Origin of the sequence: Oligoflexus sp. (assembly GCF_035638955.1) — a bacterium.
Classification (GTDB): domain Bacteria; phylum Bdellovibrionota_B; class Oligoflexia; order Oligoflexales; family Oligoflexaceae; genus Oligoflexus.
This window is the reverse complement of the sequence record NZ_DASQYZ010000438.1, coordinates 18,992-34,406: the sequence shown is the minus strand read 5'-3', so window position 1 is coordinate 34,406 and position 15,415 is coordinate 18,992. Positions and strand designations below refer to the sequence as shown.

Here is a 15,415-nt window from a genome sequence, read left to right as displayed (position 1 = left end):
CGGCGCTCATACGGCGATAATTCAATTGTGGCCACTGGCAATCCCTCCGATCGCCGTTGACCCTACTATCAAGTTGCAAAGTGATCAAAGACTTTTGCTTAGGTACCTAATATCGCCGGGCACACCGTAAACAAAGCTTATACTGATCCGCACAATGATGTGGCCATGCTCAAGCTCGCCAGTGATATTCCCGCGGGTTACAAGCCCGTAAAACTTCTTCCAGCAAGCATTGCTTTGAATCCTGGTGATGCCGTTCGTCAGGCCGGTTACGGTAGCAATAACACCCCGAATTCATTTGGAACATTGCGCACCGTGGATAGCCGCTACCAGGGCAAAACCAGAAGCGGTGGTTTGAGCGTTCGGAATGGATCGACAGCCGCGTGTAGCGGTGACTCCGGCGGGCCGCTGTACGTGCAAAAGAATGGTGAATGGTACACAGCGGGGATTACCTCGACTGCGTTTATGGATGCTCAAAGACGCTGTACCGGTGGTAACGAGTATGCCAGCGTCGTTCAAAACTCGGCGATGATCCTGGATATGGCGCGTAAACTCACAGGTCGTCAGGATCCTTTGGATTCCGGCAGCCAACCCGCACCCAAGCCTGAACCTGATGATCTGGATGATCCGGCAAAACCAGCTAAGTTCCAGATCCTTGGTGACCTCGCTGCCCAGGGCAGCGACCTGACCATCCAGGTTAAGAACATCTCGGGTCGTGTTGTACGGAACTGTGAATTTACCCTGACTCCTGTTCGTAGCTTCTATGGTTTTTATCGCGTATCGTATGATTTATCCTTCACGGTCAAGGAGTCAGCCGTCGATCAGACTATCGATCTGACGTTCCAGGACTCTTATGCCAATGACAGCCGCCTGACTGATATCGAGAGCTATACGCTCAAGAAAACTTGTCAGGAATAAAGCGGTCGACTCTTCATCCTCCTCTCTCCCCTGTGCTAAGATCCGATTGGCAAAGGGGGGCCAGAGGATGGCTGATGAGAAAGATCCAGGCTTTGTTCGAGTTCGTGGCGCGCGTGAACATAATCTAAAAAATATAGATGTCGAAATTCCACGCGATGCTCTGGTGGTCTTTACGGGTGTCTCGGGTTCTGGAAAATCCTCGCTGGCTTTTGGCACACTTTACGCCGAAGCCCAAAGACGTTACCTGGAATCCGTTTCACCCTATGCCCGCCGCCTGTTCAATCAGATGTCGGTTCCCGAAGTCGACGATATCCAGGGCCTCCCGCCTGCCGTGGCCTTACAGCAGCAGCGAGGTTCGCCCACCACACGCTCGTCGGTGGGAACCGTGACCACCCTTGCCAATCTTCTGCGCATGCTTTATTCCCGCGCGGGAAACTATCCTCCCAAACAACCCATTATTTATGCCGAAGGTTTTTCTCCGCATACTCCGGAAGGGGCCTGTTCCAAGTGTCATGGACTCGGCCGTATCTATGATGCTACGGAACAATCCATGGTGCCCGATCCCAAGCTCAGTATCCGCGATCGGGCTATTGCCGCGTGGCCACCGGCCTGGCACGGACAGAACCTGCGCGATATGCTCGTGACTTTGGGCTATGACATCGACAAGCCTTGGCGTGAGCTTCCAAAAAAAGATCGCGAATGGATTCTTTTTACGGATGAGCAACCCTCAGTTCCCGTCTATGCAGGATTCGAAGCCCATGAAGTCAAACGAGCGTTAAAACGGAAGGAGGAGCCGAGTTATATCGGCAATTTTTCCAGCGCGCAGCGTTATGTGCTTCACACCTTTGCCACTACCCAAAGCCAGCTGATGAAAAAACGCGTGGCGCAATACATGGTGAGTCGGGAATGTCCCGACTGTCATGGCAAGCGGCTGCGCAAGGAATCACTGTCGGTGAAATTCGAGGGCAAGGATATTGCAGAAATGTCCCTGGTGCCGATGAAAGCCCTTGGCAAAATTTTGGAGCCTTATGCCAAGGGCAAAGCACCGATGCTCGCCACTTTACGCAAGGATCATCCTGAAAAGGCCCTGGTCGCGGAGCGGATTACGGCCGATATTTTAGGGCGTTTGCAGGTTCTGCTCGACCTTGGCCTTGGTTACCTTTCGCTCGAGCGCAGCACGCCGACGCTCTCACCTGGGGAATTGCAAAGACTGCGGCTGGCCACGCAGGTGCATTCGAATCTCTTTGGGGTCGTTTATGTTTTGGATGAACCTTCGGCTGGTCTCCATCCTGCTGATACGGAAGCTTTGCTGCGGGCGTTGGCTCGATTGAAAGCGGCAGGCAATTCGCTGTTTGTGGTCGAGCACGAACTCGATATCATCCGCCAGGCGGACTGGATTGTGGACGTGGGACCGGCTGCAGGAACACTGGGTGGCGAGATTCTCTATAGCGGTCCTTTGCCCGGACTGGCGAACGTGGAAGCCTCGCAAACACGGCGGCATCTCTTTCACACAGAGACGTCGATCACGCGCCAGTCTCGCCGCACCAAGGAGTGGCTGAAGCTCAGCGGTGTAACGAGGAATAACCTTCTGAACGTGGATGTGTCGATGCCATTGGGCGTGTTGACCAGTGTCACCGGGATTTCAGGCTCGGGAAAATCAAGCCTTGTGAGCCAGGTGCTGGTTGAACTCGTCACCGAGGCCTTGGGTCTGGATCCTATCGAGGCTGAAGAGGAAGGTGAAGAGCTGGAGCGAACCGAAGTTCAGACCAAGGGTGGGCAGATCCAAGGTGGACTCCATGGGATCAAACGACTTGTGTGTGTGGATCAAAAACCGATCGGCCGGACGCCTCGTTCGAATCTCGCCACCTATACCGGACTTTTTGATCCGATTCGAAAAATTTTTGCCAGCACGCCTCTCGCCAAATCAAGACGCTATGATGCCGGACGATTTTCCTTCAATGTCGCCAAAGGCCGCTGCGAACATTGTGAAGGGGAGGGCTTTGTGATGGTGGAACTCCTGTTTTTACCGAGCGTTTATGCACCCTGCCCCACGTGTCAAGGCGCTCGCTATAACGCGAAAACGCTCGACGTTCTGTATCGCGAACAAAGTATTGCGGATGTGCTGCGCATGACGGTGGACAAGGCCTGGGAATTTTTTGCGGACGAACCGGCGGTCCATCGTCCTCTCGATATTTTGCGCCAGGTTGGTCTCGGTTACTTGCGCCTGGGACAACCAGCCACGGAATTGTCAGGGGGTGAAGCTCAGCGCATAAAGTTGGCGAGCGAATTGCAACGTTCAGCCCGGGGCGCGACCCTCTATGTTCTGGACGAGCCGACCACCGGTTTGCATCCGTCGGATGTGGAGCGACTTCTGCTGCAGCTCGACCGTTTGGTTGATGCCGGTCATACCGTGATCACCGTGGAACATGATATGGATGTCATTCGACGCAGTGACTGGATTATTGATATGGGTCCTGGCGCTGGTGATGAAGGCGGCAAAGTTGTCGCCGAGGGACCACCAGAGCATATCGCGACTGTCAAAGGTAGCTTTACGGCAAAGTATTTAAGGGATTAGCTTGGATAGATATCCTTAACACGATTGATATTCAGCTTGGATAGATTACCCTAACCCGATTGATATTCAGCTTTGATAGATAAAAACTATAACACGATTGATATTCGATATTTCAGTTCAATAGCTCGATCGACGATTCTATTCATGTGAGTCAGGCCCAGGAGGCTAGGTGTCCCAGCCTCCTCGGTGCCGACTGGAAAGGATGGAATATGTCACCCTTTATGTTGGCCACCCTGGGTGGTCTAATTTCCTTAGGTTCCACAGCCTTTGGTTCGGCGCTCGCGATGCTTCGGTTCCCAGGCCATCGTTTTGAGCCCTGGCGTCTGCCGATCGATTTTGCGCTCGGACTGATGATATCTGCTGTCGCCTTTTCGCTGGTTGGCCCCGCAGCGTTGGAGGCCTGGGGCGACTGGCATCGACTCGCGCCGATCGGTTTGGGATTTTATGCTGGCATCCTGATGATTGCCGTGCTGCATCGTCTCCTGCATCGATTCGAAGGTGCGAAAGGTCATCAGGGGCAACTGCTGCTCGCCATGGTGCTGATGGTGCATAACTTTCCCGAAGGTCTGGCTGCTGGTGCAGCTCTGGTAGGACTTGATAGTGCTCATGCGCGTACGGTGCTGGGTTCCATTGCGCTACAAAATATTCCGGAAGGCCTGCTCATGGTCGTATGTTTACGGGCTCTGGGAGTTTCCGCTCTTCTATCGTTTGCCGGTGGCGTCGGCTCAGGTCTGATCGAACTCTTCGGCGGTATGGGGGCCGGCTTGCTGCTGCGCGAGAGTGCTGTTCTGCTGCCTTTCCTTTTGGCAACAGCTGGTGGTGCCATGCTGACTTCCGTAGTCCTGGAGCTGGGCGAAGGGGCTTCGGTGAAAAAGCGGGTGCTGAATTCGCGCTTTGCCATGGGCCTGGTCAGTGTTCCCGTGCTGAACGGCATGATCGGTCTTCTTAACTTTTAGCCACGCAAACCTGAAAAATGCGCATCCCACGTCTCCTGATGCCCGATGTCCCAATCACTTTCTCCCCATTCTTCCACGATGGCAAACAGCTGCTGGAAAAAATCCAGGGGCTGTTTGCAGCGCATCAAAGCAGGCGTGGTGAAAGGTTCAGGCAGACTCGACCGCAGATAGCTCCACAGAAAACGCAGCCGGCTGAAGGCCACCGGGGAAAGGCTGCGATGTTTGAAACTATCCGCCTGCAGCAGGAGAAACGGGACACCATAAACCAGGTTGGTCAGTTCCACGGTGGTTTTTTCCCAGGCCGCGAAGTCCGTGCCACAGGTCTGGCCGAGCCGTCCTTTGGCCACGCGCTGCATTAATTTTCCGGCATCCTGCAAAAAGATATCCTGCAGCAGAGCGTAGCAAAACAAAGCATTGATGAATGTCACCCCTGCGATGCGGGTCCGTTGACCCGTCTGCAGCTCCGTAAAAATCCAGGGATTGCGCAAAAGTCCCCGACCAATCATCGCGCCTTGAACATCCGGTGCGGTCGCCTGCAGTTTCTGCCAGCTCTCCCACCCCCAGATGTCACCTGAAGCGTGGACGGGTATCGTGGTGTGGGCCGCAGCGTGCTGCACAGCCGTCCAACGCGCCTGTCCTCGGTAGCCATCGGCTCGGGTGCGGGCATGAACGGTGAGACGGGCCAGGGGCAAGGGCGCCAGAGCTTCCAGCAGATGCGGAAACTCAGCATCATCTTCAATACCCAAACGCATCTTAATCGCCAGACGTCCCGGCCCCAGTTCCGCAGCCAGTCCTTCGATGGAGCGCGCAAAAAATTCCGGATCGCGCAGCATCCCGCTTCCCGCGAACTGCCCCATGGAATTCGGTGAGGGACAGCCGCAATTGAGTTCAATCACGGGCGCAATCGCCGGCGGAATCCATTCGGCCACTCGCAAAAATTGCTGAGGATCACCCGTGATCATTTGCGGGATCAATTCATAGGGGAGCGCCCCCCGCAGTTGCATAAGCTCAGGAATAAAGGTGTCGGGCAGGGCGTCTTCCGGAAAAGCCCGCGTAACCCTTAAAAAAGGACTCGTCATGATGCGCGGCTGGGCTGTCATCTGCAGCCAGAGACGCATCGGAAACGTGGTCACGCCTTCCATAGGAGCGACGCTGATTTGCGGACTGTGGCGCATGATCTTATCCGGTTGAGTGAAAAACCAAGGTCCATGATGAACCTATCACTCGGGAACCGATCCGATCAAGCGGAACGATGGGTTGTCCTGGAGTTGCCGGGTTCCAACTTTATGCGATGATGCTGCTGTTGGGATTGGCAACAGCACTATCCAAAGGCTGTTCAGTCGTATGCAGGAACGCGTTTGATTGGCCTTTGCAATTTCCATATTTGCCTTTTGTCCCGAACACTAAGAGCCATCCTGCTTTGAGACAGCAGTGAAAACCCTTCAGGTGCCCCTTTTGCATAGGAAAATTAATTCTGCCGAACGGTAAGAGTTAAAAGCACATGTTCCTCAATCTATGCAAAGCTAGGAGCGTCGTATGTTGGGTCGAAGCCACTTCATCCCCATTTTGTTCATCCTCTTGTTTTCCTGCGGTAAAAGAACAGAAACGGAAACCAGCGAAACCAAGAACATTCTGATCGGCAACGGATGGGAAACCGCTGATAGTCCCTATATGCTAAAACCCGGATCAACTCTTGCCGTTTGCGATACAGGTGTGAAAGCAGGCGTTGCTGATCTCGTCGTGAAGGCTTTACGTCTTTGGTTGGATGCTGGTGGACGGGATCAACGCATTCAAATCACCAAAGGCTGCAGTGCGGATCGCGTGGTCAAGCTTTACCCTGCGCCCGCTGGAGTTACCTATTATGGGCAGGCTCATCCCTTGAACGGCAACGTCCATCGGCTTGATGTGCCTCCGCAGTGGGCCGGCCATTGGACCGCTAATCATGAGGTGGGTCACGTTTTTGGATTTGCCCATAAATTCCAGAATACGGCTTCGATCATGAACAGTGAACAGAACGGTCGATTTATGAATGGAGGGCAGCTTTCCGCTTACGATCTGTCTGAAGTCAAGCGCATGCTTTCGATCCCTCATTTTGCAGCTGTTCAGTCTGCCTGGAAAGCCAATGGATCCATCGCCCCGACTCCTGACAAAGGAAGCGGCTGCCTCGGCGCGAATGGAGTGACCCTCTATCCGCATAGCACCGCGACGACCTATCAGGGAAACACCTATACCTGCAATGATGGCAAATGGGACTTTTCTCCGGGTACGGGCTCTGCCCCCAAAAGCTGCGTGGGTGCGAATGGCGTTACCAATTACGCCCATAAAACTGTAACGACCTATCAGGGAAATACTTATACCTGCAATAACGGCAAATGGGATTTCTCTGCTGGATCTTAAGGATAAACCAGGTCGATTTCATCAAAAAGAAGACACATGGCGCTTGAGGCACCATGTGTTTTTTTTTCGAAGCATCAGCCACTGATTTGGCCGTTCATGGTTCCGTCCAATTCATGAACGATTGATAGAGTTGTCTTTCTGAAGGAAGTTTTGCGAAGTCTCTTGATCGACGGCAGGAAGACCAGCCATCGGTTGGGGTGTTCCACAGCATGAGTGCTGGTCTGCTTGTTGCAAGGTCCATCGAGATTCGCAGCGACAAGGAGAGATTTCATGCACAAACGTCAATTGAAAGGGGCCACTGTTGTTGTCACGGGGGCATCCAGCGGAATCGGCAAAGCGACGGCTTTAGCCTTTGCTGCTGAAGGGGCTCATGTGGTGGTGGCTGCCCGGCGGGCCGAGGCGTTGGCCAATCTTGTCTCAGACATTGAGCAGATGGGCGGTCGGGCCTTGGCGGTTCCCACCGATGTTACCGATCCTGAGGCGGTCGAACAATTGGCACAAAGTGCAGCCAACATTTTCAATGGGCGCATTGATGTTTGGTTTAACAATGCCGGTGCCGGTGCGGGTGCGGTGGGATCGTTTTCGGACGTGCCTTTGAAAGTGCACGAAGAAGTGGTCCGGCTCAATCTTCTCGGCTGCATCCATGGAGCCTATGCGGCGCTGCCTTTTTTCAAACGACAGAATTCCGGCGTGCTTATTAATATGAATTCAGCCGGCGCCTTCCTGCCGACCGCGTATGCCGTAGCTTATAGTGCCAGTAAATTCGGACTCCGAGGCTTTTCCGAAGCCTTGCGTGCGGAAATGATGGGCTTCGGTGATATTCATGTCTGTGCTGTCTTTGCCAGCTTTGTCGATACACCTGGCTTTGAGCATGCGGCGAACTATTCGGGGCATCTCTTGAAACCAGCCCCTCCTGTTTATAGTCCTTTGAAGGTGGCGAAGACCGTGGTTCAGTTGGCCCAGAATCCACAGCATCGTCGCATCGTGGGGTGGCCGGTGAATTTGGCTCGACTGGGTTATGTCCTCACTCCAGCTCTAAGTACGTATCTGATGAAGCGTGGTCTGGAGCACTATTTTAAAAAAAATGCTGACTTGGTTCCCATCACCGACGGTCACGTCCTAAGGACCTCACCCCAGGGCCAGGGTCTATTTGGTTAATCGTCACGATCTGGGTCCGGTCGCATGCTGCTCGCAGCGGCGGCACTCATCGGTCTGAGTACAGCTGCCCATGTCCTGCAACGCAGCTTGCGGCTCAAAGTTTCCACGGGAGCCATGCGACTGGGATCCGCCTTGCCTTAACCAGACTGGGCTGCAGGGTGATTGAGATCGGTCATATTAACTAACTCATTCACCAGGAGTTCTGCGGTGCGATCCTTGCATTTCGTTGTCCCGAGGTCTGCTGGTTCTTGAAGACTTGGCGATTTCCCTTATGGACAGGGACTCCAGGTTTCGGTTATCAGCGATTAACAAAAAGTAGGCTGGAGGTTTTGTATGAGAATGAAGTTGGTCAACGGTTTGGTCTTGGGTCTTTTGACGGTGGAGGGAATTTCCTACAGTGCAGAGCCCACACGTGAGTGCACAGTTCCCTTCAAATTTGACAGCGCCAAAGTTCCAAGCGCCGCTGTGGATGACTGTGTGAACACGCTCCGCCTGCAGGCAGCGACACAGGAAACTCTTGAAATCGTCGGCTCGGCGACTCCTGAAGGAACGACCCAGTATAACGACCGTCTGTCCCGCCGCCGCGCAGAAAACCTGCGGGCTGCAATTCTGCAGCGCGTTCCCGAGCTGAAAGTTGAAGCTCGCGGTATTGGCGAAATTCCACAGAACGGTCTGATCGCTCGTATCGTCGTTGAAGGCGCTCCTACGGAAGCTCAGGAAGTGGCTGCTGAAACTGTCGTTCGCGAAGAACTGACAGCATCTGTCGGCGTCAGCGACGTCACAGCAACCGCAACACCAGACGTTGGCGGCAACTGGCGCGTGGGTCCACGCGCAGGTATGGACCATAGCCGCGTGGAAGAAAAAGATGATTACTTCGCTCCCGGTTTGGACATTGCCTATGTTCCTGCCACGGGCGTACAAAACCTCCGCGTTGAAATCGGCGCGATCGGTAACGTCTATATGAAGGGCGAAGAGCAGGAAATGTCTTCTGTCCACTTTGCACCTATGGTCGGTTACCAAAGCGCTGGCGGCTTGATCGCTGGCGTGCGTGGTCTGGTCGGTGCGATCGACAGCGACATCTCGGATGATACTCTGGATGACGCCGGTGCAGAACTGCGCCTGGGTCGTGAAACCCGTACATGGTCGGCATTCCTTGGTGCCGGTCAAACCGAAAATCTGGATCGTATCGGTCTGGATATCGGCTGGAGATTCTAAGAAGAACCCCTCGAGGTGCAGCTCGTTTGAGCTGTCCACCTCGACTTTCTTTTTCTCAAAGAGAAAAAGCCCTGGGTTAGATGACGACGCGCAATCGTTTGGTTCGGCTGGCAAATTCATCGTGCATTTCGATGCCGATATCAGCGAGGCGACGTCGGCTCAATTTATTCTGCACCTCGATAAAATATTCCCCTTCTTCTTCCTTCACATGATGCGCAACGATTTCTTTGAGGACCTTGACTCGAGGCAGGAAAGCTTCGTCATCGGCTTCCGTTTCAACGATTTTATGCAGCATGAATTGAATGAGGCTGTGTTCTTCATAAGCCTCGAAGGTCAGCACCGGATCAACTTCCAGGCCTGCAGGGTAAAGGATTTTTTCCTCGATCCAGGTATGCGCTTCCAGGGCAATGACCAGGTGCCGAACGAGTTCCTCGCGTTCTTTCACAGCGCTGGGTGGGGTGGCCTCAAGCTCGGCGAAAATTCCTTCCACTTCCCGATGCTGCAGCTGTAAAAGCTGGATGGCATCGACAGCGGGCTCCGTCATCAATTTTTTCTGAGAGTACGGCATGCTTCCTCCTTGGTGCCCAGTTTTTCAAGTGGATTCGCGAGCAAGGCTTGTGCCATGGTCAGCGTGGTCTGAAACTTGCTTAAAATTTAGCAGTTTTTCTTACTTTAAGGAGTATCCCAATGCAATGGCGCGGCAGACGAGAAAGTGGAAACCTGGTCGATCGCAGGGGAGTCAAGACCGCTGGAGCCCTAGGCGGTGGCGGTATCATCCTGGCGATCATCTATGCTCTGCTGGGTGGCGATCCCAGTGCTTTCCTGAATTCGGGAGTTGAAACGACACCGGTCGCGACCAATGATGATCAGACACGCTTTCTGCGCGTGGTTCTCGCGGATACTGAGGATGTATGGAACAAGGCGTTTGCAGCAGCGGGCCGGACTTATCAGGAGCCCAAGCTGGTCCTGTTCAGCGGTCGCGTGCAATCCGCCTGCGGTTCAGCGACCGCCGCTGTGGGTCCATTCTACTGTCCTGGAGATCAGCAGCTGTATCTGGATACTTCCTTCTTCAATCAATTGTCGGGAAAGCTGGGAGCCAAGGGCGACTTCGCTCAGGCTTACGTGATCGCGCATGAGATCGGGCACCATGTCCAGCAGCAGCTCGGTTATCTGGATAAAGGCTCCAGCGTAGCGACGGAATTGCAAGCGGATTGCTTCGCCGGATATTGGGCCAAGGCCACGCAGACTCTGAACCAAACGCTGGACCAGGGCGATGTGGAAGAGGCCATGAATGCCGCCTCGGCTGTCGGTGATGATGCCCTGCAGCAAGCCAGTCAGGGTTATGTGGTGCCGGATTCCTTCACGCATGGTTCCTCGCGGCAACGCATGGCAGCCTTTTCACAGGGTTTCGAGTCTGGAGACTTTCGCAATTGCAATACGAATGCGGCGGGGTGAAAGTCATTTGGGCGGCCAGGGCCCCGAATTTCCCATCGTGAGGACGGATCGGGTTTGTTAGGATGGGGCGCCGGCTTTTTTCGGCGCCACCGTTTGAGGGATGACCCATGCGTATTTTGCTTTGCAACGATGATGGTTTCCAGGCCCTTGGCATACTGACTCTGGCTCGTCATCTGCGCGAACATGGGCACGAGGTCCATGTGGTGGCGCCGAGCGAAGAACGCAGCGGGCAATCGCATGCGATGACCTTCTTTCGGCCGATTCCGGTTCAACGTATGGATGCCCATACCTGGGCCGTGCAAGGCACACCCGCGGATTGTGCGGCGCTGGCTTTACATCATTTCTTCAAAGATCACCCCCCTGAACTGGTGGTGAGTGGAATCAATCACGGCCTGAACGTAGGCTGGGATGTGAATTACAGTGGAACCGTAGGAGCGGCAACGGAAGCAGCCTTGTTGGGTTACAAGGCCATCGCCGTCAGCGTCGATCTGCAGCGCGGCATGACCCTGATGGAACAGCAGGCTGCCTTTGATCGCGCCGCCGAGCTGACCCGAAAAGTGGTTGCGCAGTTGGACCAAATCAGTTGGCCCGTCGCGGAAATCCTGAACATCAATCATCCAGGCTTCGCGCCGCGCGGTGTGGTTCAGGCCGCTTGTGCCGGCTACAATATGCATGTGCCGCAGATCATTACGGTGGAGCCTGATGTTTACATGATGGGCGGCAGTCAAAGGGTCAACCGTGGTGACTCCTCCCAGGACGTGACCGCGGTGCAGGACGGTTATGCGGCCATTTCATTTCTCAGGGCTCGGCAGAACAGTCCTTCGATCAGTCCCTCCCTGGGTGCGGTGATCGAAGGTCTATCCTACGATTTGCTTTAAGCCATGCGTCTCGCCAGCACGCGATAACTGTTCGACCAGCCTGGCCTGCGGAACAGCGGGGCCATGGATTTATCCAGAATGCGAGCCACAATAATAATTGGTAAACAAACCAGAAAAACCGTCTTGTTCCAGAGACGTTGGAAAATCGTGGCAGGTTTACGCCACGGCATGTCCGTGGGTGGAGCCAGGGCATTGAGCATGAGTCCCATCGAAAAAACAAAATCCACGGGTTGATGCGCTTCACCCCGATGCCAGGTTAAGGTTTCAAAGGAATGCTTGTGCAGGAGTCGCTCAAGATTCCTGGCCGACAGCATGTGTTGATGCTGAGGTTGAAACCAAGGCATCCAGAAGGAACCGAACCATTGACCAAAGCGGGATTCGGGATCCGGCAGCTCGATCATCAGATGGCCACCCTGGGGCAGGATTTTGGCTGCAGCGGCGATTTCCGAATCGGGATCGCGGGTGTGTTCCAGATAGTGACTCATGCTGATGACATCGTAGGCTCCTTCCTTCGCCAACGTATCCACCAGATCGGGAAACAAACCGCGCCACGCCCGATCAATCCAGCCACGCTGAGCGGCATCGAGAACGCCCTGATTCAGATCGAGTCCATCAAAGGAAACGCCCGGCCACTGATCACGAGCCACGCAGCAGAAGTGCCCGTGCCCGGCTCCGACATCGAGCCAGCGGCGGGGTTCCGCCTGGCCTTTCAACATTTTTGCGCGAGCCACATAGGGAGCACTGCCGTGACTGAAGACGACGTCGCTGCGTTCCTGGCCCAATCCATCATAGAAATCTTTATAATAAAAGTTGAGTCCCGCGATTGACAGGCGTGGATTCTGGAACAGATGCTGACATTCCAGGCAACGCGACAAGGTAAAGACGCCTGGTTTGAATTGGATCCAGTCGCGGCTGGACACCGCAGTTTTCAAACGGGTACCGCCGCAGATGGGGCAATCGGGGCGTGCGCCTTCAAAGAAAGGCGCCGTTCCACCTGCCATCAGCTCGCGATACTGGACGCGACTTTTTTCGATTTCCTCCTGGCGTCCTGCCGGATGATGCGGACCTGTTGTCAATAAAGTACGCACATCGTAAAAGACCCGAAAGATCGCAAAACGCAGAAGGCCTTTGGCCCTTACTGATGTTCCGCCCAGGGCCAGAAGCGGCTGCAGGTGATAAGCGAGACATGCTGCGATGCCGGCACCCGGAATCAGAAACACACCCAGAACGACGAGAAGCACCTGAAGCAACATGATGGGACGGGCCAGCCCACCAAACACCAATTCCACCAAAGGACCCTGCTCACGCCAATCCCGGGGTGAGGCCTGGAGCCAAGGGACCACAGCGAGGTCCATGCTGGTTCCAGCATACTTCTTCAGTTGATCGGCCAGGCGAGCCAGGTCCCTGGCACTGGCAGGTGGTGCATACTCCTGCCCGAAACGTTCCAGCAAGGCGGATCGCACCAGGATAGCCTCGCCCGAACATTTGGCATTGGCAATACGTTCCTTGCGGAATTGTTCCGGGTTGATGGCCTGGCAGGCGAGCATGGCCTCAGCAGCTGGCATGTTGCCTGGCAGCAGAACCAGAACATTCAAAGCATGGGCATTCGCAAACGAAGCTGCCGCGCGTCGGGTGGCGTCATCCAGTATGGATCCCTGACGCGTGATGAAATGCATATCCGCAGATGGTTCTTCATCCGTTGGCGCGAGGACCGCAAGACTCCGCGCTCGTCGCCGCAAACGCAGACCATCAAGGACCCATATAACGGCCATAAAACCGGCTAAAAACAGCCAAAAACTCATAAATTCCCCTCACAAGGCATCAGGTTGCTGCCAGCGATTTGCGAAAAAATCCGCTCAACTCGGAACGGTGCGAAAAAAAATATCCAAAGAAGGCAAACAGCAAAAGCTTTGGGTGCCGTTTCCAAATATCCTGGGGCGGCGGTTCAAAACCCACGTCCACCACATTGCCTCCGGCCCGGATGAATTCATGGAGGAAACGTGTATTGACGGTCGGGGTCAGGGTATCCGTGCAATGACGTTGGGACAGACCGGTCACACGCAGCCCATGAACGCGTGTCATGTGGAGGATGGCTTTCAAGGAAAAGATATGCCGATGATAAGGCTGGTGCAAACTCATGGCAAAACGGGAATGATCCTTGAGGTGAATACGATTGGCCAAGGGTGTGCCCAGATACAAAAGTCCATCGGGTTCCAAACAACCCAGGATTTCAGACAGCATGATTTGAGGATCATCGGCGTGTTCGATGACATCCTGGGCCAGCACAGCATCATAGGTGTCCTGGAGTCGCTCGGCCTTCGCAAATTGTTCGACATAAGGATCATAGCCGACGACATGGACATAGCCCTGATCGCGGAGATACTGGACAAAGACACCCGCGCCGCAGCCATAATCGAGAATTTTGTGATGCTTCTGGATGCCCTGCCGGACAAGCTCCCGGGCGCGCTTTCTATAGGCAATTTTGCTCCAGAATTCGAGTTTGTGCTGAGCGAAAGGATAGCCTTCATAATAATGTGGCAGGTTCACGTCTTCCTTGGAATGGAGAGAATCGCAGCCTGCGCAGCGCCATACCGTGAACGTCTGATCCTGAAATGCACGAACAATGGCAGGGACCTGAACGGCTTCACGCGCATTCTGAATGGTGCCGACATCCGGGCAAAAAGGGCAGACGAAACAACTATTCATCGAACCATTCCTTGCAAAAGCTCCACAGCCTGAGCCGATCCTCCACTGGCGCGTAGGATCTTTTGTATCCGTTCGGCAGCGGTGCGGAACTGCGGTTCATTCAGGACACGCTGGGTCGCAGCCGCGAGATCGGGGCTTTTTACGCGATCGAAATGAACCCGGAGACCGGCGCCCGAGCGGACCAGCTGCTCGGCTATCACAGGTTGATCATCCTTGATGGGGGCCACCACCGCGGGCAGCCCGTGCAGAAGGGTTTCACAAAACGTATTGTGACCGCCGTGAAAGATCACGGCATCCACTTTTTTCAGCAGGGCGAGTTGCGGGACAAAACGCTGCACAATGAAGTTGTCCGGGATGGCTCCGAGCATGTCCGCAGGGGCGGATAAAATCATCTGCAGGTCCTGATCGGCAAAGGCTTCCTTCACCTTCTGATAAAATTTTTGCGATCGCTCCGCATTCACCGTTCCCAGGGAGAGATAGACTTTTTTGCGTTCGGGATGCAAAAGATGCCAGGGAAAATCATCATCGTTTTGTTCTTCCCGTATGGAAGGGCCGATAAAATGAAAATGGTTGGGAATATGCTCCTCGGCTGCGATCAATTCCCGCACGGATAAAATCAGCACAAGATCTGAGGACAGATCAGGTCGCTCCCAACGTTCCAGCTCGTAACGGTCCTGAACCTTGCCTAAAGTTTCCACCATCCACTCCCTGACCTTGGGCATCTGAGCGATGGGATTAAAAACGGCCGCCGAAGTGGTAGCCAGGGTCGCCCAGGGGCAGTGGCGGAGCCTTGCGGCCAAGGCCCCGGCGAGGGCCTGCTGATCACTCAGAATCACATCGGGTTGAAATTCATCGATGGCGGCCAGCACGCCAGGCAGCATCGCATCGGTCAAGGGAACCAGAAATTCCTCGTAGAAAAACTGAAACGATTCCAGGCCGGTTACTTTTTGCGCTTTATGCATCCAGCTTTCATTCACATCACCCGTCGCTGTTTCCCAAATCGGAATGAGCGGCAGATCATGAGGCAGGAGCGCCCGAACCCGACGGCCACAGCCGACCCAGGTTACGTCATCACCGGCTGCGAGCAAACGCCGACCGATGGCAATGGTGGGATTGATGTGACCAGCAAGGGGCGGCACGACCAGCATATAGCGCGACAC

14 protein-coding genes are annotated in these 15,415 nt (G+C 54.6%); 8 read left to right on the top strand and 6 right to left on the bottom strand.

Features of this window, described 5'->3' with window-relative positions; translation table 11 throughout:
* Positions 1–111: 111 nt before the first annotated feature.
* The 3 genes from VE954_RS36240 (at position 112) to VE954_RS36230 (ending at position 4,446) form a co-directional block, all read left to right on the top strand.
* Positions 112–915, top strand: a complete 804-nt coding sequence (locus VE954_RS36240) for a trypsin-like serine protease (RefSeq protein WP_324962326.1) — start codon at positions 112–114, stop codon at positions 913–915.
* A 67-nt stretch (positions 916–982) separates the two neighbouring features.
* A complete protein-coding gene (gene uvrA, locus VE954_RS36235; protein ID WP_324962322.1) occupies positions 983–3,490 on the top strand; it encodes an excinuclease ABC subunit UvrA in 2,508 nt (835 codons plus the stop codon).
* Positions 3,491–3,699: 209 nt separating this feature from the next.
* Positions 3,700–4,446: a hypothetical protein gene (locus VE954_RS36230; protein ID WP_324962320.1), complete on the top strand. Its 747-nt coding sequence runs from the start codon at positions 3,700–3,702 to the stop codon at positions 4,444–4,446.
* On the opposite strand, the gene VE954_RS36225 is transcribed toward VE954_RS36230, so the two are convergent.
* The gene (locus VE954_RS36225) at positions 4,443–5,621 is read right to left on the bottom strand and encodes a tRNA-dihydrouridine synthase family protein (RefSeq protein ID WP_324962318.1); all 1,179 of its coding nucleotides are present in this window, start codon (positions 5,619–5,621) and stop codon (positions 4,443–4,445) included. The two genes, VE954_RS36230 and VE954_RS36225, sit on opposite strands and share 4 nt — an antisense overlap.
* Positions 5,622–5,982: 361 nt before the next feature.
* On the opposite strand from VE954_RS36225, the gene VE954_RS36220 reads away from it, so the two are divergent.
* On the top strand, positions 5,983–6,843 hold the full coding sequence (locus tag VE954_RS36220) for a hypothetical protein (protein WP_324962315.1): 861 nt from the start codon (positions 5,983–5,985) through the stop codon (positions 6,841–6,843).
* Between the two features lie 74 nt (positions 6,844–6,917).
* Here VE954_RS36220 and VE954_RS36215 read toward each other — a convergent pair whose 3' ends face one another.
* The gene (locus VE954_RS36215; protein WP_324962313.1) at positions 6,918–7,115 is read right to left on the bottom strand and encodes a hypothetical protein; all 198 of its coding nucleotides are present in this window, start codon (positions 7,113–7,115) and stop codon (positions 6,918–6,920) included.
* On the opposite strand from VE954_RS36215, the gene VE954_RS36210 reads away from it, so the two are divergent.
* Entirely contained in the window at positions 7,114–8,001 is an 888-nt protein-coding gene (locus VE954_RS36210; protein ID WP_324962311.1) for an SDR family oxidoreductase, read from the top strand. The two genes, VE954_RS36215 and VE954_RS36210, sit on opposite strands and share 2 nt — an antisense overlap.
* A gap of 333 nt (positions 8,002–8,334) precedes the next feature.
* Entirely contained in the window at positions 8,335–9,216 is an 882-nt protein-coding gene (locus VE954_RS36205; protein WP_324962310.1) for a hypothetical protein, read from the top strand.
* Positions 9,217–9,292: 76 nt separating this feature from the next.
* Here VE954_RS36205 and VE954_RS36200 read toward each other — a convergent pair whose 3' ends face one another.
* On the bottom strand, positions 9,293–9,784 hold the full coding sequence (locus tag VE954_RS36200; protein WP_324962308.1) for a hemerythrin domain-containing protein: 492 nt from the start codon (positions 9,782–9,784) through the stop codon (positions 9,293–9,295).
* Between the two features lie 119 nt (positions 9,785–9,903).
* Here VE954_RS36200 and ypfJ point away from each other — a divergent pair, with 119 nt between their 5' ends.
* Together ypfJ and surE are read left to right on the top strand one after the other, a co-directional pair.
* Complete coding sequence (gene ypfJ / locus VE954_RS36195) at positions 9,904–10,671, top strand: KPN_02809 family neutral zinc metallopeptidase (protein WP_324962306.1); 768 nt, start codon at positions 9,904–9,906, stop codon at positions 10,669–10,671.
* A gap of 107 nt (positions 10,672–10,778) precedes the next feature.
* Positions 10,779–11,549, top strand: coding sequence for a 5'/3'-nucleotidase SurE (gene surE / locus VE954_RS36190; protein WP_324962304.1), 771 nt, complete (start codon positions 10,779–10,781; stop codon positions 11,547–11,549).
* Here surE and VE954_RS36185 read toward each other — a convergent pair.
* Genes VE954_RS36185 through VE954_RS36175 form a run of 3 tightly spaced genes read right to left on the bottom strand, consistent with a single transcriptional unit; the run spans position 11,546 to position 15,415 of the window.
* Entirely contained in the window at positions 11,546–13,351 is a 1,806-nt protein-coding gene (locus VE954_RS36185) for a class I SAM-dependent methyltransferase (protein ID WP_324962302.1), read from the bottom strand. The genes surE and VE954_RS36185 overlap by 4 nt on opposite strands.
* 19 nt (positions 13,352–13,370) lie before the next feature.
* A complete protein-coding gene (locus tag VE954_RS36180) occupies positions 13,371–14,255 on the bottom strand; it encodes a class I SAM-dependent methyltransferase (RefSeq protein ID WP_324962300.1) in 885 nt (294 codons plus the stop codon).
* Positions 14,252–15,415, bottom strand: coding sequence for a nucleotide disphospho-sugar-binding domain-containing protein (locus VE954_RS36175; RefSeq protein ID WP_324962298.1), 1,164 nt, complete (start codon positions 15,413–15,415; stop codon positions 14,252–14,254). Before VE954_RS36175 ends, VE954_RS36180 begins: the two co-directional genes overlap by 4 nt.

Bases quoted from the DNA above. Each gene is read 5' to 3' on its own strand.
- uvrA (WP_324962322.1), top strand. From the start codon at position 983: ATGGCTGATGAGAAAGATCCAGGCTTTGTTCGAGTTCGTGGCGCGCGT.
- VE954_RS36230 (WP_324962320.1), top strand. From the start codon at position 3,700: ATGTCACCCTTTATGTTGGCCACCCTGGGTGGTCTAATTTCCTTAGGT.
- VE954_RS36225 (WP_324962318.1), bottom strand. From the start codon at position 5,621: ATGCGCCACAGTCCGCAAATCAGCGTCGCTCCTATGGAAGGCGTGACC.
- VE954_RS36220 (WP_324962315.1), top strand. From the start codon at position 5,983: ATGTTGGGTCGAAGCCACTTCATCCCCATTTTGTTCATCCTCTTGTTT.
- VE954_RS36210 (WP_324962311.1), top strand. From the start codon at position 7,114: ATGCACAAACGTCAATTGAAAGGGGCCACTGTTGTTGTCACGGGGGCA.
- VE954_RS36215 (WP_324962313.1), bottom strand. From the start codon at position 7,115: ATGAAATCTCTCCTTGTCGCTGCGAATCTCGATGGACCTTGCAACAAG.
- VE954_RS36205 (WP_324962310.1), top strand. From the start codon at position 8,335: ATGAGAATGAAGTTGGTCAACGGTTTGGTCTTGGGTCTTTTGACGGTG.
- VE954_RS36200 (WP_324962308.1), bottom strand. From the start codon at position 9,784: ATGCCGTACTCTCAGAAAAAATTGATGACGGAGCCCGCTGTCGATGCC.
- ypfJ (WP_324962306.1), top strand. From the start codon at position 9,904: ATGCAATGGCGCGGCAGACGAGAAAGTGGAAACCTGGTCGATCGCAGG.
- surE (WP_324962304.1), top strand. From the start codon at position 10,779: ATGCGTATTTTGCTTTGCAACGATGATGGTTTCCAGGCCCTTGGCATA.
- VE954_RS36185 (WP_324962302.1), bottom strand. From the start codon at position 13,351: ATGAGTTTTTGGCTGTTTTTAGCCGGTTTTATGGCCGTTATATGGGTC.
- VE954_RS36180 (WP_324962300.1), bottom strand. From the start codon at position 14,255: ATGAATAGTTGTTTCGTCTGCCCTTTTTGCCCGGATGTCGGCACCATT.